This is a genomic window from Carnobacterium viridans, assembly GCF_900102725.1.
Classification (GTDB): Bacteria; Bacillota; Bacilli; order Lactobacillales; family Carnobacteriaceae; genus Carnobacterium_B; species Carnobacterium_B viridans.
On the sequence record NZ_FNJW01000003.1, the window covers coordinates 100,615 to 118,208 of the forward strand.

20 protein-coding genes and 1 pseudogene are annotated in these 17,594 nt (G+C 35.4%); 5 read left to right on the forward strand and 16 right to left on the reverse strand.

Annotated elements, in window-relative coordinates; genetic code table 11:
* Positions 1–169: 169 nt before the first annotated feature.
* Positions 170–1,129, reverse strand: coding sequence for an IS30 family transposase (locus tag BLT48_RS00845; RefSeq protein WP_089974460.1), 960 nt, complete (start codon positions 1,127–1,129; stop codon positions 170–172).
* A 226-nt stretch (positions 1,130–1,355) separates the two neighbouring features.
* On the opposite strand from BLT48_RS00845, the gene BLT48_RS00850 reads away from it, so the two are divergent.
* From BLT48_RS00850 to BLT48_RS00875, 5 genes and pseudogenes are all read left to right on the forward strand, one after another.
* Complete coding sequence (locus BLT48_RS00850) at positions 1,356–1,550, forward strand: hypothetical protein (RefSeq protein ID WP_089974462.1); 195 nt, start codon at positions 1,356–1,358, stop codon at positions 1,548–1,550.
* Positions 1,551–1,587: 37 nt separating this feature from the next.
* Positions 1,588–1,899: pseudogene (tnpB, locus tag BLT48_RS14110) on the forward strand (IS66 family insertion sequence element accessory protein TnpB).
* 117 nt (positions 1,900–2,016) lie between these two features.
* Positions 2,017–2,310 (forward strand): IS66 family transposase, encoded by a 294-nt coding sequence (locus BLT48_RS00865; protein WP_089974473.1) that lies wholly within the window; start codon positions 2,017–2,019, stop codon positions 2,308–2,310.
* Positions 2,311–2,321: 11 nt separating this feature from the next.
* Positions 2,322–2,618: an IS66 family transposase zinc-finger binding domain-containing protein gene (locus tag BLT48_RS14265; protein WP_267462167.1), complete on the forward strand. Its 297-nt coding sequence runs from the start codon at positions 2,322–2,324 to the stop codon at positions 2,616–2,618.
* Complete coding sequence (locus BLT48_RS00875; RefSeq protein WP_089974477.1) at positions 2,615–3,442, forward strand: IS66 family transposase; 828 nt, start codon at positions 2,615–2,617, stop codon at positions 3,440–3,442. Before BLT48_RS14265 ends, BLT48_RS00875 begins: the two co-directional genes overlap by 4 nt.
* 216 nt (positions 3,443–3,658) lie before the next feature.
* On the opposite strand, the gene BLT48_RS00880 is transcribed toward BLT48_RS00875, so the two are convergent.
* The 15 genes from BLT48_RS00880 to BLT48_RS00945 all read right to left on the reverse strand — a co-directional run.
* On the reverse strand, positions 3,659–4,651 hold the full coding sequence (locus BLT48_RS00880) for an ornithine cyclodeaminase family protein (protein ID WP_089974479.1): 993 nt from the start codon (positions 4,649–4,651) through the stop codon (positions 3,659–3,661).
* 84 nt (positions 4,652–4,735) lie between these two features.
* Positions 4,736–5,623: a sulfite exporter TauE/SafE family protein gene (locus BLT48_RS00885; protein WP_176944025.1), complete on the reverse strand. Its 888-nt coding sequence runs from the start codon at positions 5,621–5,623 to the stop codon at positions 4,736–4,738.
* A gap of 23 nt (positions 5,624–5,646) precedes the next feature.
* Complete coding sequence (locus tag BLT48_RS00890) at positions 5,647–6,447, reverse strand: TrmB family transcriptional regulator (protein WP_089974315.1); 801 nt, start codon at positions 6,445–6,447, stop codon at positions 5,647–5,649.
* Between the two features lie 590 nt (positions 6,448–7,037).
* Positions 7,038–7,895, reverse strand: coding sequence for a conjugal transfer protein TrbL family protein (locus tag BLT48_RS00895; protein WP_089974317.1), 858 nt, complete (start codon positions 7,893–7,895; stop codon positions 7,038–7,040).
* Between the two features lie 2 nt (positions 7,896–7,897).
* The gene (locus BLT48_RS00900; RefSeq protein ID WP_089974319.1) at positions 7,898–8,398 is read right to left on the reverse strand and encodes a hypothetical protein; all 501 of its coding nucleotides are present in this window, start codon (positions 8,396–8,398) and stop codon (positions 7,898–7,900) included.
* A gap of 16 nt (positions 8,399–8,414) precedes the next feature.
* Positions 8,415–9,932, reverse strand: a complete 1,518-nt coding sequence (locus tag BLT48_RS00905; protein WP_089974321.1) for a VirD4-like conjugal transfer protein, CD1115 family — start codon at positions 9,930–9,932, stop codon at positions 8,415–8,417.
* Positions 9,929–10,390, reverse strand: a complete 462-nt coding sequence (locus BLT48_RS00910; RefSeq protein ID WP_089974323.1) for a hypothetical protein — start codon at positions 10,388–10,390, stop codon at positions 9,929–9,931. The genes BLT48_RS00905 and BLT48_RS00910 overlap by 4 nt, the downstream gene beginning before the upstream one ends.
* Positions 10,391–10,411: 21 nt before the next feature.
* Positions 10,412–10,957: a hypothetical protein gene (locus tag BLT48_RS00915; protein ID WP_089974325.1), complete on the reverse strand. Its 546-nt coding sequence runs from the start codon at positions 10,955–10,957 to the stop codon at positions 10,412–10,414.
* Positions 10,958–10,986: 29 nt separating this feature from the next.
* The gene (locus BLT48_RS00920) at positions 10,987–12,042 is read right to left on the reverse strand and encodes a lysozyme family protein (RefSeq protein WP_089974327.1); all 1,056 of its coding nucleotides are present in this window, start codon (positions 12,040–12,042) and stop codon (positions 10,987–10,989) included.
* Positions 12,043–12,059: 17 nt separating this feature from the next.
* Positions 12,060–13,424, reverse strand: a complete 1,365-nt coding sequence (locus tag BLT48_RS00925) for a hypothetical protein (RefSeq protein WP_089974329.1) — start codon at positions 13,422–13,424, stop codon at positions 12,060–12,062.
* A 14-nt stretch (positions 13,425–13,438) separates the two neighbouring features.
* Positions 13,439–15,409 (reverse strand): VirB4 family type IV secretion system protein, encoded by a 1,971-nt coding sequence (locus BLT48_RS00930; RefSeq protein WP_089974331.1) that lies wholly within the window; start codon positions 15,407–15,409, stop codon positions 13,439–13,441.
* 25 nt (positions 15,410–15,434) lie between these two features.
* The gene (locus tag BLT48_RS14025) at positions 15,435–15,764 is read right to left on the reverse strand and encodes a hypothetical protein (RefSeq protein ID WP_218123346.1); all 330 of its coding nucleotides are present in this window, start codon (positions 15,762–15,764) and stop codon (positions 15,435–15,437) included.
* A gap of 15 nt (positions 15,765–15,779) precedes the next feature.
* Positions 15,780–16,031, reverse strand: a complete 252-nt coding sequence (locus BLT48_RS14030; protein ID WP_218123347.1) for a hypothetical protein — start codon at positions 16,029–16,031, stop codon at positions 15,780–15,782.
* Between the two features lie 319 nt (positions 16,032–16,350).
* Positions 16,351–17,079, reverse strand: a complete 729-nt coding sequence (locus BLT48_RS00940; protein ID WP_035020811.1) for a YcjF family protein — start codon at positions 17,077–17,079, stop codon at positions 16,351–16,353.
* Positions 17,080–17,297: 218 nt separating this feature from the next.
* Positions 17,298–17,594: DUF5655 domain-containing protein (locus BLT48_RS00945; protein WP_218123348.1), on the reverse strand; the 297-nt coding region annotated here is incomplete at its 5' end.

Below are 17,594 nucleotides of genomic sequence, written 5' to 3' on the forward strand. Positions count from 1 at the left end.
ACCCTCCTGTAAACTTGAATTGTTTCAAGTTTACCAAGAGATTTTGTATTTCGGAAGATACCTTTCTATTAGGCGCTTACAAATAAGAGGTGCTTAATGTCAAAAAAGAACCTTGATTAATCAAGGTTCTTAATACATGAATTTATAGAATTTCATATATTTTCGTTTGTCAAATTAAGTTAGACAGTTCCCACTCATTAATGTAATTTAAAAATACTTCTAACGGTGTCAGATACTGTAAAGATTTTCTTGGGATCTGATTTCTTACTGAAGCGACTGCAGAGACAAAAGATTGATCAACTTGGTTAAAATCCATTTCTTTCGGTAAACCGTCTTTTCGAAGCAGTCCATTAGAATGCTCGTTTAAAGCTCGCTGGGATGGAGTTCCTGGATCAGCAAAGTAAATAGCAACATCATTTAGATTACTAATGGTTTTCCAGTTGGAAAACTCTTTTCCACAATCAAACGTAATGGATTTGAAGAGATTTCTTGGAATACATTGGAACCAGTTGTTTATAGCTTCTTCAACATCTTGTGCTTTACGCCCATTGGGCTTCAAAGTAATAATGGCTTTTGAAATCCGTTCAACCAATGTGATTACAGCACTTTTATGATGAATGCCAACAATAGTGTCTCCTTCTAGATGACCAAACTCGTCTTCAAATTGAGGATAATCCGTTAATCTTTCAGATATATTTCTTTTGAAAGCTTGTTTCCCTCGTTTTTCTTTATGACCGTTTGGTTTACGTTTTCCTTTCATAGGAAGAGTTGTTTGATCAAAGAGCCCTTGTTTGAACTGTCGGTACAAGGTGCGTGAGGAACAAGCGATGAAACTTTCTGCACGACCAATAATCACATCTGGAGTCCATCCTTGAGCAACCATCTTTTGAATATATTCTTGTTGGTCATTGGGTAAGGTAATAGGATGTCGACCGCAGCGCTTCTTATTTTCTTTGTATTGTTTAAAGTAATCAAGAGCCGTGTAACCTTTCCTTAGGAAAGTAACTACGTTATAAATCGTCTGACGTGAACGGCCAATGTAGGTGGCAATTTTCAAAACAGAAATTTTTTGATGGAAATAAGCTTCTATCATTACAAGTTCTTCAGTGGTAAGATGGGTGTAGGTCATTCGTGATCACTCCTATGTTTTCTTTGGTCGGAAATACATTTTGAGTGTACCACGAATGGCTTTTTTATTTGTCTAGCTTAATTTTACAATCGGCGTAATAAAATTAAAGTTATTAAACGCATTGCTTTTGGTTTTAGAATGTAAGCGCAAAATGAACGGGTATCTTTAACAGACCTCAATTTCACTCTATACTTGATTCTATAGTAAACAAGTTGGAGGAATGATGATGAATGAAAAACAAGATATCGTAGCTGTTTCATTGCACCAAACGGGTTCAACCGCTAAAGAACCTGGTAATAAAGTACTACAAAAACCTAAATTAGCGTGTAGAATCAAAGATGTCACGAACAATCGGGATCTTAATATCTACAATGGAATTGACAAGTACATTCTTTACGCTCTTTTGAAGGAACTAGAATGATAGGTTAATCGATTGTTCTAAAGTCAAACAAATCTATATCGTTTGCGGTAAAACAGACATGCGTAAATCGATTCATGGACTCGCGTCCATTATACAAGATCACTATAATATAGACGTTTTTGGTAATGGCCTATTTTTATTTTGTGGTGGAAGTCGAAATAAATATAAAGCTCTTTATTGGTAAGGTGCTGGCTTTATCCTGCTTTACAAGAGTCTTGAAAATGGTGTGATTCAATGGCCCCGAACCAAAGAAGAAGTTCGAACGATTACCCAACAAGAACTGAGATGGATTTTGGAAGGGTTGAAAATTGATCAACCAAAAGCAATAAAGAAAGTGAAACATGGGTAATTAAACTAATTTTAAAACAGCCAAAAACGTTGTGAAATCAACGATTTTAGCTGTTTTTTAGTATGTGTTTCCTGGTATAATAAGGGTATCGAAGTGAAAAAAAGGCAGGTGTGGAAAATGAATGAATTAGAACAAATCTTGATCAAAAAACTAGAGTTAGCAAATGAACAAAACAGACAGTTAACTGAGCAGTTAGCATTATTAACGGAACAAGTGCAGCTGTTAACTCAAAAGTTATTTGGTCGTTCTAGTGAAAAGTCTAAAATAACACCAACTGTTGAAAACCAGCTGATTTTATTTACGGACGAAGATCTAAACCTGTTTAATGAGGCAGAGATCGATCAAGACAAAAAAGCACCTGAAATCAGTCAATTAGAAGATCTGAAAGTGAAAAGACATACGATGGGATAAAAAAAAAGAGGATAAAAGAACTCCCAGTCGTCAATGTTAAATTTCTATTACATGAAGAAGAATGCCATTGTGACTGGTACAATACAGAATTAAAAATAATAGGAAAAGAAGAAGTTCGACAAGAAGTTGAATTTATTCCTGCTCACCTGAAGGGGAGAAAAATTATGCGCTATGCTTATGAGTGTCCAACTTGTAAGAAAGATGGTGCAGACGCTATTGTAAAAGCTCCAACACCTGCGCCTGTTATCCCTAGAAGTTTAGCTTCTGCAAGTTCAGTAGCCTGGTTAATGCATCAAAATTTGAATTGAGTATCCCTTTCTATCGTCAAGAAAAAGAATGGGGAAATTATGGAATCGTACTTAGTCGTGCCACTATGGCCAATTGGGTTATCACAGTTTCTAACCTATGGTTAAAGCCTATGTATGACTTATTACATAAGCAGTTACTGCAATCACGAGCGATCCATGTAGATGAAACGACGATGCAGGTTTTAAAAGAGCCAAATAAACCGGCTACCTCAAAGTCCTATATGTGGCTTTACCAAAGTAGCAAAGATGCCTCTGAGCAAATGGCGCTTTACCACTATAAATCTACTCGAGCAGGAGAAAATGCGCGTAATTTTTTAGAAGGCTATCACGGTTTTATGCATTGTGATGGATATGAAGGCTACAATAAAGTTACGGATGCCACACGTGTCGGCTGTTGGGCTCACCTACGGAAAGAAAAAGCAATGCCAATCTTAACTAATTTTTGGAATTGGGTAGAGCAGACAAATGCGTTAAAGAATTCCATACTTGGAAAAGCATTGCAGTATGAAAAAAATCAAAAGGTTTACTTAATGAACTACCTTGAAGATGGGGAATGTCACCTCTCAAATAATCTAGCAGAGCGCAGCATTCGTCCATTCGTAGTTGGTCGTAAAGCTTGGAATTTTTCTACCAGTACCAAAGGTGCAACAGCGAGTGGTGGTGTTTATAGTTTAATCCAAACGGCAAAACTAAATTGGTTAAATCCGTATAAGTATCTTCATTACTTATTTGAAGAACTGCCTGATACACCATTTAAAGAATACCCTGAATTACTTCAAGCGCTATTGCCATGGAGTGTGGAAGTTCAAGAAGATTACAGATAACCCTCACTATAATATAAAAACATTATAGCAAGGGTTATTTGTCATAGCTAGATACCGTTTCATTTTGCGCTTACGATTATCCTATTGATAATCCAAGTATCTCCTTTTAACTGAAACAAGCCAAGATAGGGATGATCAAGAATAAAAAATAGCATCTAAAAGACTATCTAGTTGAGCTTTCCCACTAGTTGGTCTCTTAGGTACTATCTCTATTTTTTATAAAGCGATTTGTGTTCCAACTCCAAGTTTTTTAGCTTTTACAAGAATCTTTTCAGCTGTCACAACATCCAATACCGCTGTTCCAACCGTTTTAAAAACAGTTATGTCTTCTTCATTTTCACGACCTAAAATTTTACCTAACATCACTTCACCAAGATCTCCTTGGTAGTGACTTCTTTCTACTAAACCTTCTTTTAACGGAGTAATGATATCGCCAGCTTCTGCCAGAACACCTTCCATTGTATCGAAGATAACTTTATCTGCACGAACAATGATTTCGCTTGGTAATTCGTGCATTTCAGGAGTATACGCTCCAACACCATTAACATGAGCACCATTTTTTACATGTTCTCCAGAAAATGTTGCACGTCTAGATGTTGTCACAGAAGTAATAATATCTGCGCCTTTAACCGCTTCTTCTGAATTGTCTACTGCAATTAATTTCGTATTAAAATGTGCAAATTGTTCTGACATCTCTTTTACAAATTGTTCACAACGCTCTTTGTCAATATCTACTATCCTTACTTCGTCTAATGAACGAACCGTTAACATCGCTTCTAGTTGAGAAATAGCTTGTCCACCCGTTCCGATTAAAGCAGCAATTTTAGCATCTTTACGAGCTAAAATATCTGTTGCCGCTCCCTGAACAGCTCCAGTGCGTAGTTGTGTTAGATAAGTGCCATCCATCATTGCTTCTACTATTCCCGTTTCAGCATTTAGTAAAACCATCGTTGCTGGCACACTTGGTAAATTCTTTTCAATATTACCAGGGTAAATCGAAACAATCTTAACTCCCAAAGCTTGGTTGTTGCCAGCGACATAGGCTGGCATATATAAGCTTTGCCCGCCATGTTCAGGAACATCAATATTTGTACGCAACGGAACTGTGCTTTTCCCTTGTGAGAAAAGACGTAAAGCTTCTTTATCTGCTTGAATAGCTTCCTCCATTGTAAAAACAGTTTGCATTTCTTTTTTCGTCAATACAATCATTCTTCTCTCTCCTTCTTAAAACTTATTTCAGATACCTTTTAACCACAATCTCTTGAACTTATTTTTTTATTTCTTTTGTATCTTTTAGTTAGCACTATCTGTTAAGTCCATTTTAGATTTACGCATTTCTAAAACCATAGTAACAGCTGTATAAAGCAAAATCACAATAACCAACCATTGAAGCATACCAACGTTTAATGATTTAACAAAGTAAACGGCTGTCAATACACCTAGTACTCCAAATGTAGAGGTAAATAACGTGATTTTACGACTATACTCACCAAATTTAACGAATTGCATACTTCCGATTGGAACTGAGAATGTTGCTGCTCCCATCATGATGGGGAAAGCTACTGCTGGATTCATGCCTAAAGCATAAACCGTAGCCATTGTTAGCGCATATGAACCAATACCAATATTGTTTAATGCACCATAAGCAAATAATAAAACACCGGCTGTTACTAATTTTAGACCATATAATTCAGTTGCCGTTCCATTGGAAGGAATTAAATTGAATTTTCCAGCTAAAATTAACAATGCAGCAATAGTCAAACCGATTGAAATAAATTGTTTAATTGTTTTTTCTGGTAATTTCACAACAAAACGTGGTCCTACATATGCTCCAATGACTTGACTGATAATACAAACAGCTAATGTTTTAAGACCAACATCAATCGATGTGATATATAATAGGGCCATTGCCGCTACTGGAATAACACATTGTGCATTTAATGTTCCTGGTAGTTTCTTTAGAGGCACCCATTTCAACTTTCGATACAAGACTGTTCCAATAGCAAAATCTGATACGCCAAAAGTGGAAAGTAAAAACGTGAAGAATGAAGTAAATGGAAGTGCCAATGTACTAGCAGGTTCAGTCATAATTTCATTTTTATGCTTTACCAAATCTTTCACAAAAGAAAATACAAAAAATAAGTTCACAATCACAATCAAAGATAATAATACCCTAGTCATCATAGTTTCCTCCAACAATTTTTTTAGTTTTTATAAATATTTCTAACATCCATTAAATCTTTTCCAAATACTTCTTTTGCCGGATCTTCTAGTTGTTTAATCATGCGTAAATTATAGGCATCATGGATAATGTACTCTTTGGCTAATTTAACCATCGAATGATTTCTTGTCCAGATAACATCTGGCTGATCTGTTGGTAATGTCCCATACACTACTTCTTTTGAATCTGCTACTAAGCTAATCCAACGACTGCCATAATCTTTTAATTTGTCTTCTTCAAAGCCATGTTTATAAAAACGAGTAAATGGTAATTCATATCGCTGTTCTTGACTAAATAAAATAACAATGAAATTCTCTAATCGCTGTTCAGCTTTGGTGAGCAAATCTACCATTTCTATTGTTAAATCTTCTTCCCAAACTTGTAGATACAAATCTTTTTTTGAACTTTCAATTAATTCATTTACTTTTTCAATCACTCGGTTGTATTCAGAAAAATTCCATAACGTTTCTGTTATTTCTGTTTCTTCAATACTGCCTAAAATTTTTTCAATTTCTTCAAAATCACTTTTCATTTTCTTCTTTAATTGCTCAATCACTTTTTCAACTGGCTGAGCCATATACCGCACTGGATCTGTATTGCTACAAATAACTAAACCTTTTTTTAACAGGACATTTAGCGTATTGTATACCTTCGAGCGAGGGACACTTGAATTCTTGCTTACTTCATAACCTGTCTGACTACATTTTTTTAATAAGGCAATGTAAACTAATGTTTCATATTCTGAAAATTGATACTCTTTCATAATCGCTATTGCTCGATTCATTTCCCTCCCCCTTTATTAAGTGATTAGCCTCACTTATTCGCTCTTTTTATTTAGGAGCTACCTTCAGTAACTACTATAATCCTAAATCATTTCACTGTCAATCGTTTTGTGAATGTTTTATCTTGTTTTTCTGTTTTTTTTTTTTAGATAGTCACTTATCTCTATAGGTTATACTAGGTTTTAGATAATTTCATATTAATCCTTGATCGATAAAACACAATATCAATAATTAAATCAGGTTTTACCTGTATTCGTTTACAATAAATCACTACATAGAACAGACCAAAAGATAAGTATGAATTATTCAGGTAAGTAGTTAGGGACTCTTTAGGTGAAAAAAAATTTCTATAGCGAAATAAAGTGAAAGAAAATAGTTTTTGAGATTATTGACTTATTTTTCTATTCTCAGATAGGAATTTATTGGGCTGAAAGAGGCCTCCAACACGTTAATTAACATTAATCAAGCTGAATTGACAAAGCCTTAATCCAACAAAAATCGGATCCGCTCAGGGTGCCTGACGATACAAAAAAAATAAATAATCTTTGTATTTCAACTTTTGAAAAAACTTACTTTTTATCCTTTATCTTTTTTATTTTGCTGCAGAAGCTGCACTTGTTACACTTTTTGCTCGCATCATGTACATTCGAGTAGCCATTTTACCACCTTGCATAGTTGCTTTACCAGATCCTGTTCCATACCACATGCTTCTTAAAACACTTGGCCCACGAATAATTAATACGCCAAAACCAATTAGCAACATAAAACTATACCATTCAAACGTTGTACTAGATAATACTTCTACAATTCCGACCATTAAACCCATCTGTACAATAATGCTCACAATTTGGCTCAGAAATTCGCGCCACCATACAGACATATAATTGTATTCCTCATTGATAATAGATATCGCTGCCCAGACACTCAACAACTCCAACAAGACAAGATCCGCATGATAAATACAAATTTTGATTAAGAATGTCGCAAATACAATCAATAAGAATAAAAGTAATATAAGTGTACTGGTAACATTAGGAGCGACTTGCGAGACGTCTTCTATGTTAATAAAAGAATTGATTTTTTCTGCAGTCATACCACCAATTGAACTAAACATCCATTCTCCTAATGGATAGACAATCATATCGAGTGAAAAAATTAAAATTAAAGGTAAAATTAGTACCATTGCACTAGCCTTAAAAGAATCGACAATCAATCCCCATACAGAAGCATCTCGACTACCTTCAGCTTCAGATAATAAGAAAATCAATACTTTTGCTAGAGCAATTGTAACCAACATTACACCACCAAAAGCTATAAAAATTCCATACAGTTGAGAGAAAAAACCACTCAGTGCATTGTGATCAAAAATAAGCTTTCCTAAAAGGTTAAAGGTTGTTTCTAGCAAATCTGTAATCCAGTCTGAAAACATTTTGGAAATCCTTTCTCCCATATTTACCACTCACCTTCTACAACAGAATTCAGTTTCCACTCTCCATCTTCTATATTCATTTCAATCTCTACCAAACTAGGTGTAATTGTAGATATACTTTCAATTGAAGCACTGTGATTTACTACTTCCAATTCAGGATTTACGTTACTTTCCTCAATACTAAACGCTTGCCAAAAAACACCATTATCATAACTTTCTTCACTTTCTCTTAAAAAAAATAAATCTTTACTAAATACAGCATCTGTATTGAATCCATAGTTTTCAACCTCTTCAGTAATTTCTTCTTGATAACTTTCTGTTAAGTAAGGAAAAACATCCTCTTCTAAATGAGCTAGTAAATCATCGTTATCTAAATCAGAAAAACGTTCTCGCTCTTCGTGTAGATTCAAAAAACTTTCTAACTGGTCTGTACTCTTTTCTAGTGCCTCTTCTTCGTTAAAGCCACATCCGGATAAAAATAATAAAACGCTCAATAACATTAACCCTTTCGTTCCTTTAATCATTACGTCACTACCTTCCTCAGTTCATTGACTTAAAAAAGCCGGAAGCTTCAGTTATTATTTCTTGTTCTTTTTGCTCTTTTGCTTTTTCTCGTTCTACAGACTCATCCTTTTCTCGTTCGGTTCGATTCTCAGCGTTTGATTGCATATAGTCTTGATAGTTTTCTTTATCTTGTTCGAATTTTTCTAGTTGTTCAGCTGTAGAATGTGGTGTGTAATCCCTTTGATTCAACAAAAATTTTGGTTGTGGAAACAACTCAAATTGGAAAGCTTTTTTTGCTTGAATGGGGCGTTTATTCTGAAAGACAATTAAACTCGTATCGTCTGGCATCTGCATAATTTCACCAGCCGTCATTAAATCTCTTCCGGTGTAACTTTGATTTTCACTGGAACTACTAGAGTTGTTCTCTTTTCCATGTTGTGTGCTCTCAGACTCGGTTTCAACCTTTACGGTAGCTTTATCCAATAATCGTTTAAAGTACTCCGCAGTAGTCGAATTTGCAGCATTTAAGCACGTTTTCACGGCACAGTTCCCTAAAATACTTTCCGCTTTTTTTTCACCATATTTATCCTGCAATTGCGTCAAAGTTTGGATAATAGTGGCCACTCCAATTCCATACCCTCTACAAGTAGCTAAAAACTCTTCATATCCAGGAAATTTACCTAAGTTTACAAATTCATCTAAAATAAAGTTCACTGATTTTGGCAATTTTGAATGGTTTTCAGATGCAAAATCATAAAGTTCGTTAAATAACTGGCTAAAAAAGATATTGATTAACCCTTCCCAGGATTGATCCATAACCGGAATAATCACGTAAAGCACCATTTTTTTTCGGCCAATATCTCGTAAATTAAAATCACTAAATCGCGTGAATTCGGCAACTTCATCATCCACAAAGTCGGATATTGTTGTTAGAAGGGACATAATGATACTGCCTTGCATGTCTCCTTTGGCTTTTTTATAGCCTAATTCATACGCTCGTCTAGCTGGGTGCTTGCGTTCAAGTTTTAAAAACTCTTCATCTAAGCCACTTTCGCCATCCTCATCTGATTCAGGGTCGAACTCTTGTAAAAAGTCTAAGATGCCCTCCATATTTCGTCTTTCAGGAGGCAATTCATACTTCACGAACAAAATAAGAGCCTTTAACAGTGCTCGTTGTGAGTAATACCAAACGTCTCTTTTACTGTCTTTGTTAGCACTGTCCACAATTTTAGTCGCCACTGTGGTGGCATGAATGTCTTTTTTGACGTAATCAATAGGATTGTGTCGGTCAGAAGCCATCATATTTGCAAAATTCAGGACCCGGACGTCATAGCCTTGCTGCTGTTTAACGGCAGCTGTTTGCTCATAAACTTCTCCTTTTGGATCCGTCACAACGATGCTATTTTCCGTTTCATTATAGACATTTGTAATCACAAAACTTTGGGTTTTAAAAGACCCCGGTCCTCCCATCACCATTATATTTCGATTGGGTTTTGATTCTGTGGGTTGAATAATGACTTTACTATTTAAAATACCTAAAATGGTTCCTGTCATCTGGTTTCCTCCCCTTCAGTTGGTTGATCAAGCGAAGCGGTAAAATTTTTCAGGATCTCTTGCTTAGATTGAGCCAGGTAATTTTTTCCGTCAAAAATCTCTTTTTCACGTGCCCAACGTGCTGAACCATGGTATTGGTTTCGTTCATCGGCTTCCCATCCCTCTTTCTTTTCTTTAGACGCTAATTTGATTTGAATAGAAGCACAATAAAGTAAAAGACCGATGGTTCCCATTATAAATAATGGATTTTTTGTTTCTATCAATATTTGAATCGTTTGAAAAGGATGGAGAAGTGTCTCTTTTACTGTTTCAAGTAAGATAGTGGTCGTTAAAGACAATTTAAACTCGGAAAAGGTCATAATCAATTGAGTCACCACTACTAAACACCACTCCGAAAGGACAAAACTAACGAGAAACCAAATGAGTTTCTTTTTTATTTTGTTTAAAAATTTTTCCACCGAATGCCTCCCTTAACGACTTTAGTTGGTTGCTGTCAAACCTAGATTTGTTAACTGGCTAATGTGATACTCTCCATTAGTTTCAATGAGGGTTACTTGATACAGTTGCGGCAAACGAGAAACCACTTCATGATCCAACGAGTATTCAGTAGTTAATTGAACCAAAAAAATCAGTTCCTCAGTCGGATGAAGATAAATAGTCAGTTCCTTTAACTGATTCTTTACATCTAAAAGAGGCGGATCTGTAGAAGAAAGTTCTTTTAGTCGTTGAATGGTTTCATCTGTAGCCTTGTTTTGTAAGTGGTCGAAACGAGTAAGATAAGTAGCGTTATCGTAGTCTAAATAAGTACGTAATCCCTCTTCAATCACGGTCAGTTTCTTTTTATTCGCTACAGTGTCAGTAAACTTATCCTCTTGATTGATTAGTTGTTCCATTGTTTTTAATTCTTTTTCTGTTTTTGAGAGCTTACTTTCTAGTCCTCGATTCGTTTGGTTTAAACTAAAGAGCGATACAATCAAAATAAGTACCGTTACGGTTCCAGTAACGGTTAGTAGTAATTTTTTCATCTCTATACCTCAATCTTTTAACTCATTCATTACAATCCCAACAAGGGTGCTGGATCGATTCGATTATTGTTTTGATAGACCTCAAAATGCAAATGGACACCAGTGGAAGACCCAGAAGTACCCATATAGCCAATGGATTCGCCTGTTTCAACTTGTTGACCAGGTAAAACGGTGATTTCTTTTAAATGAGCGTAGAGCGTCTCTATTCCATTGCCATTCGTTAGTTTCACGTAATTTCCCCAACTACTGGAGTAAGCTGCTTGACTAACTTTTCCTTTCAATGCCGCAAAAACAGGTGGATTTCCACCATTCATAGGCGCAAAATCAACACCTCCATGCAGTTTATGTTCTCCCGTTATAGGATGGATTCGAAAACCAAAAGCAGATGTAATGGTTTGATCTTCAACGGGAAAGGCTAGTACTCCATTGCCGGGTACCCCACTGTTTAGGGCTTGCTGCACTAAATCGGCATAATAAAAATTACCACCATTCGTGTATAAGTAATTGCCATTTTCATCAGCCACCGGGGATGAGTACGGATACGTTTGACCGGATGTATTGCCTAAAGAAGGTGCGACAACTTCTTTAGAATACACTTCTGCCAATTCAGTTGTGTGAACACCGCCGTTATCTGCAATATATGTTAAATAACCACTACCAAAATTATAGCTCTGGATAGCCGTGTTTAAGTCCACTCCTATTTGATTCATTTGATCGATCACATCTTTAAAGTGCTTAATTCCTATCTGAATGCTGTAAACGGGATCTTGAATAGCATTAGGTGCTAAACCAATGGCTTCACTCGACTGCATGATATCTAACTGAGAACCATCTGACTCAGTAGCTGTAATGGCCAATACAATCTGTATATAATCTTCCATCCCATATTTGGCTAGTTCCTCTTCCATGATGGGTTTCCATTTTAGAACCGATTCAGGTATAGAAGCCAATTCGTTCTCATCAGTTCCAGTAAAATAACTGGAAAAGGCAGTCACTAAGATGGTAATTAAGAGGACTAGTCCCAATACAGACCAAGCAAGAACTTTTCCGATTTTACTTTTAACATAAAACGTTAGTGGCTTCATTTATATCCTCACCAACTTTACTCGTTGTTTTGTAGTGTCTCGATTTCTTTCGTCAATGTTGCGATTTTATCCTTCTGAATCTGCTGTTTTTCGTCCTTTTTCTCATCATCTTCTTTAATGGCTTTTAACTCTTCTTCTGCTTTTGCCAATTCATTATCTGCTTGCTTAAGTTTAATCTTGTTTTCTAAAGAAGCTGACGGAAATTTTTCTAGTACTTTTTGTGCACTGGTCACATCATCATTGGTTAGATAAGCTAATCCCATTCTGACTGCTGTTTCTTCATCTTCTAGAAAAGGCAGAGCAGAGGACATTGTAGCAGTATCATAAGCCACAATAGCTTTTTCAGTTTCTAGTTTAGTGGTGTCCTCTTCTGCAACTTCTGTCAGCGTTAAATCAAGAATCGCTTCGCTTTGATCGTTATCATAGTAATGGGCAATAACCGGCTCCAGAAATGAGACATCTGTATCTATGGCTTGTTGGAATTGGTTATTTTCAAAGTACATAGTGGCAATGTCCTCTTTAGAGTCTCCAGCTTTTTCCATAGCGATAGCCGCTTTTTCATAGTCTCCATTAACAATCTGTTGATTGGCTTCTAGTGAATAGTTTTTCTGTTCCATGTCTTGTTCCATTGCCTGAACAATTTGTTCTTGCTGGGCATTAGCGTATTGCTTTGTCATTCCTACTGCAGTCAAAGAGAAGAGAACACTCGCCACTAAAGTATATAGGGTTCGTTTCTTCAATTTTTCTTTATTGGTTGAGTTGTGTTGAATGTAATCATAGGTCACAAAATCATACGCTTCTTCAATAATCAGCAACATCTCTTGCCTGGTACTAGCCTGAACAACCGCTTTAACCAATTCATTCCCACGCTTTAAGACTTCCTCTTTTTCTCCTAAGCACGTTTCATAGCTAAAGTTCGTCAAAATACATAAAACTAATGCTTTATACCGATCAAGATCAGAATACTTATGTTCTTGAGGCAATACAGTTGTAGCCAAGTAAGTATATTTCACAGTTTGCATTGGATAATAAAAAATTGTAGCCGGATGAATACTCACAAAGTTAGATGTTTGTTGTAAAATGTTCTCTCTTAGTAGTGTTTGGGCAATCGATAACTTAACGGAGTATTCTTCTTTTTTTATCATGGTGAGAGATTTCATGCTTTCTAAACGTTCATAATGAAGGTATAAGGTATGATCATCTTCCTCTACTTGAATTAAATTAAAAAAATGAACATCATTTTGTTTTTTCAGACGTTCTATATCTTCGATTTGCTCATAGGAACAGAGATTTTTTGAAATTTCATACACGATTTTTTCTTTAAACAATTTGATACTTCCAAATTCAAAGTTCATCACCTTAAAGTCTTGCCATCCTAGCATCTTATCCCTCCTTGCTAGTCATATAGAAAGTTTTTAGCTTCTACCAACTCACTAGGTGTCATCTTTATGCGTTCTTCATAGTTGGGTACTTCCATTGCGGACTCTCCATAGTGTTCTTCATACCGTTCTGGATCTTTTAACCGTAATTCTTCTTCTGTTAGCTCGACCTTCATAAATGCGCGTTGCGATCCATGTATAATTAACGCTTCTCCTTGTTTTCTACGCGACAACAATTTCTTTTCTTTTTCACTGAAATTCATATGCAGTTTATCAGTCAAATCTTCTACACCTTTATCATCTAATCCAAAAAAGACCTTTGTGTAGCTGTTTCCGATAATAGCCTCTCCAACATTTTTACTGTCACTCATGGTCCCTTCAAGGACATCTTGAATCTGTTGGGTTCCGGCGATCGCTCCTGCGTTATACTTTCTGAACCGTTTATACGCTTGATAAAAGAATTGTGCAGCTTCTGGATTTTGAGTTAAAAAATGAAATTCGTCGACCACTAATTTAATGTTTTCAGTCTTATTTTTTGTGATTTCATCCCATAAGAAACTAAATGTATTGAGATAAGCTGCTGCTTGAACATCTGCTTCATTTTGTAGAGCTTTCAAATCAAACGACAACAAATTGGCATTAATATTTATATTGGTATGCCCATTGAAAAGCGTCGTTGAACCATGAACATAACTTTCTAAAATGTAATAAAAATCGTTTAATACCTTAAACCGGTCTTGATCATTTAGTTTTAATTTTTCAATTTCATTAAAGACATTCTCCAACGTGGGGTATTGTTCCGATTTGATTTCAGAAATACTGGAATACTTAAAAATACCTGCATTCAGATACGTATTGCGTAAAACAGAGTCCAATACAGCTTGCTCTACTTGAGTAATATCCGGTTTTAAGACTTGAAAAAAGCCTTTTACCCGTTGAATCTTATCTTTCACCAACAACTCTAAATCAATCGTTAAAGTTTCGATATTCTCGCTGATTTCTTCTGAGAAGATTTCTAAAGGATTGATTTTAGTTTGCGCATTTGACGATAAATGAACGACTGTCCCACCTAAGTGTTCCACTATTTGCGAATATTCATTCTCAGGATCAATAATAAAAACTTTAATGTCTCGAGCAACATACCGTAATATTTTTTGAATCATGTAGGTCGTTTTTCCGACTCCACTGGTTCCAATAACGACCATGTTTTGATTCAGTGTATTTTTACGATCTAAGTAATCGATAGCAATGAGACTGTTTGTGTCTTTGTTAATGCCTTCAACGTCGCTCCTGGGTGATAAATGAAGAATCTCAGCGTCGTCAAAAGGAAACATACTAGACGCTACTTCTGTATTCGATTCTTTATACGTATAATCCCCTAATAAATTTTCGCCAATGGGAAGGGCACTCCAAAAAGCTTGATACATCCCTTTTACTGGTATCATAGATTTCATTTGTAATTTAATAAGCGTTTTAGTGATATTTTCAGTCAAGTCATTCAAGACTTCTAACGTTGAAGCATTTAAGTAAATGTACGTGTATTGATAAATGAAACTGGAGTTGCTTTGTAAGTATTTATCCAATTGCCGATTTGCGGTTTCAATTTGTTGCTCTAAACGTTTTCGTTTTAATGGATCGTAAATCTTTAATAGTTCTGCTTCCTTATTCTTAATCGTTTCGTTGTAGTGGTGTATCATTTTTGTTGAACTCGACGACTGTAAGAATTGAGAAATTGTGATATTCCCTTTTTTTCGCTTGAGTTCGGATAACCAATTGCCATATTGAACTTTAGGGTAATCCACAATGGCTATGACGCGAATAAAATTATCGCCACTTTCAATATAATCAGGAAATTCCTCCCAAGAAAACGGATAGACCACATCTAAACTGCTCTTATCTAAAAAGGAATCCAATGAACTTTCCGTTTCTACTTTTTTGACTGGTGATTGATTCCTTTCTTCTTTGGTGCGTTTCTTTCCAAAATACACACGTTTCCCCTCCCTTCTGGAAGCCTTAATGATTGGAAAAATTCATGAGGTGTTTCAGGGTTTTCCGACATTCCATAGAGGATAATTGCCTGGCTTCCATATCGTAGTTTTCTAGGCTATTCTCCAATGTTTTGATAAATTGGGTTACTTTTTCATGAAGATTAGTGGCAGCCAATTCAAGGCTAGTCTGTTTTTTATCCTTTATTTTTTGTCGGATTACGATTAAATGTTTTTTTGTGCTCATTTGGTTCGTCAATTGTAAGTTTTGATAGTAATCCACATAGCTTGCGATTAAGGTAATCTTAGCTTGATTGATAGGATTTCTTCTTTTACTTTTAAATAGCGTTTCTTCCAATACAACACATACTCGTCAAAAGCGACTGGAGTCGTCATATCTAAAATACTGTTGCACTTCTCCTGTATCGCCTTCACCAATAGTCGACATTAAAAAAGCATTGAATTCGTCAAAAACGTCCTCTTGTTCAATTTCATTTAGTAAATCCAGGTTAACCCCGGAACCTTCAATCAAAGCGACGAGATAGCCTGTTTTTGTAATAAAAAAATCTTGATATTGTGCCTGAATTAACGACATATCCTGTAACGTTTGCTTCCCTGTATCCAATTCTTTTAAGTTATGAATATAGTTTACTAAAGTAGTTGAGAATCGACTATTAAAAATACATTCTTGTGTTCAAATTTTCGTATGAATCAGATTACTTGAGTTTTTTATCTTACTTGTTGAATTTTCCAAAATGCTATATGTATTTAATTCTATTTAATAAATCTGCTTTAATTTAGTGAAGTTTTTTCGGATAATAGTTTCCATGGGAAACTCGGCTATATGATATGGTCTATTTCCAGATATATCATAATGCATTCAAAAAATAAGAGACAAAGCGGATGCAACTTTGTCTCTTTGATAAAATTATCTACTATGAAATTTATTTTTTATCCACTGATTTATTAGAATTTTGAAGAGACTTAAACAGTCCTTGAAACTGTCCTTTAAATGACATAGCTTGTTCGAAAATATCTTCCCCTTCATTTAACATTTTTACGGTTACCCAACCTAAAGATTCTGTGATTGCACTAGCAACAGTCGCATTAATTGTAGCACCTGCAACAGTCCCAACAGCCGGAATAAATTTCAGTATATTACCAACTGCACTTCTACCTAAGCCAACAATTACTAATTCCTTAGATAGGCTCTTACCTAAACTTTCAGACCATGATTGCCCAAATATCTTATGCAACCGAGCCATCATTGTTAATTGAACTGGCACCAGCAAGAAAGCATCTGAAAAAGGAATAGGTGAACAGCCGATAATGGCTGCTGTTAAAGACGCAGCATGAATGGTCGTATGACATTTTTTACGCGTTTCTTCATCTACGCCTTCCAAAAATTCCTCAAAAATACTATCAAATTGATTTTTACTTTTAGCTAGAGTTTTTTCCGCTTGCTCTCTTGATTTATCATAAGCATTAAGTACGATGGTTGAAGTTTTTTTAGGTAATCCTTTTAACACCTCTGAGAAGAATGATTCAAATTCATTTTCGCTTTGCTTCAGATCAATATCTGAAATTTCTCTTTCAACCTGATCTTCTATTTCTTCTTTTTTCGGACGTACCGTTTTACCAGTGATCTTTCTTTTTTTGAACAACTTTTTCATGACAATACCTCCTTTATAGTTAATCATTATAGAGCATGTAAATTTTGCGAATAGACTGTACTTATTCTTCATTTAACTATGTTGTACTTGAAGTTATGAACGACTCCAAAAGATATATCTTTAGCCCTCTGGGTTGTGCCCTAGCCATTACTGATAATCTACCAAAAACACAGTTTAGTATTCGTCGTCTTCTCTATGCATCTCAAAGGACTGCTTTATTAAATCATAATATAGTCTAAATCTTTTCGATCTGAAAGACCCACTTCTACGTACCCATGTCCCCAACGTCTCATATTTGTTACATCCTTACACATTCCTCTAGGGTCACTAATTTTTTCAAATTGTATATTTAAATTAATTCTAAGCCTTCTTTTCTGAGGTACAATATCAACAAAATTTGTAGTTGTTGTATAAGCAATATGTTTTTTAAAAAATTTCTCTGTAACGGAGCTATCTAAATTTAAGATCCATTTTCTGAGTTTTTGGAAACAGCTCAAGGATAGTTCCCTCAGATA

Bases quoted from the DNA above. Each gene is read 5' to 3' on its own strand.
- BLT48_RS00915 (WP_089974325.1), bottom strand. From the start codon at position 10,957: ATGAAAAAATTACTACTAACCGTTACTGGAACCGTAACGGTACTTATT.
- BLT48_RS00925 (WP_089974329.1), bottom strand. From the start codon at position 13,424: ATGCTAGGATGGCAAGACTTTAAGGTGATGAACTTTGAATTTGGAAGT.
- BLT48_RS00885 (WP_176944025.1), bottom strand. From the start codon at position 5,623: ATGACTAGGGTATTATTATCTTTGATTGTGATTGTGAACTTATTTTTT.
- BLT48_RS00940 (WP_035020811.1), bottom strand. From the start codon at position 17,079: ATGAAAAAGTTGTTCAAAAAAAGAAAGATCACTGGTAAAACGGTACGT.
- BLT48_RS00895 (WP_089974317.1), bottom strand. From the start codon at position 7,895: ATGGGAGAAAGGATTTCCAAAATGTTTTCAGACTGGATTACAGATTTG.
- BLT48_RS00920 (WP_089974327.1), bottom strand. From the start codon at position 12,042: ATGAAGCCACTAACGTTTTATGTTAAAAGTAAAATCGGAAAAGTTCTT.
- BLT48_RS00845 (WP_089974460.1), bottom strand. From the start codon at position 1,129: ATGACCTACACCCATCTTACCACTGAAGAACTTGTAATGATAGAAGCT.
- BLT48_RS00890 (WP_089974315.1), bottom strand. From the start codon at position 6,447: ATGAATCGAGCAATAGCGATTATGAAAGAGTATCAATTTTCAGAATAT.
- BLT48_RS00880 (WP_089974479.1), bottom strand. From the start codon at position 4,651: ATGATTGTATTGACGAAAAAAGAAATGCAAACTGTTTTTACAATGGAG.
- BLT48_RS00865 (WP_089974473.1), top strand. From the start codon at position 2,017: ATGAATGAATTAGAACAAATCTTGATCAAAAAACTAGAGTTAGCAAAT.
- BLT48_RS00900 (WP_089974319.1), bottom strand. From the start codon at position 8,398: ATGATTAAAGGAACGAAAGGGTTAATGTTATTGAGCGTTTTATTATTT.
- BLT48_RS00905 (WP_089974321.1), bottom strand. From the start codon at position 9,932: ATGACAGGAACCATTTTAGGTATTTTAAATAGTAAAGTCATTATTCAA.
- BLT48_RS00850 (WP_089974462.1), top strand. From the start codon at position 1,356: ATGAATGAAAAACAAGATATCGTAGCTGTTTCATTGCACCAAACGGGT.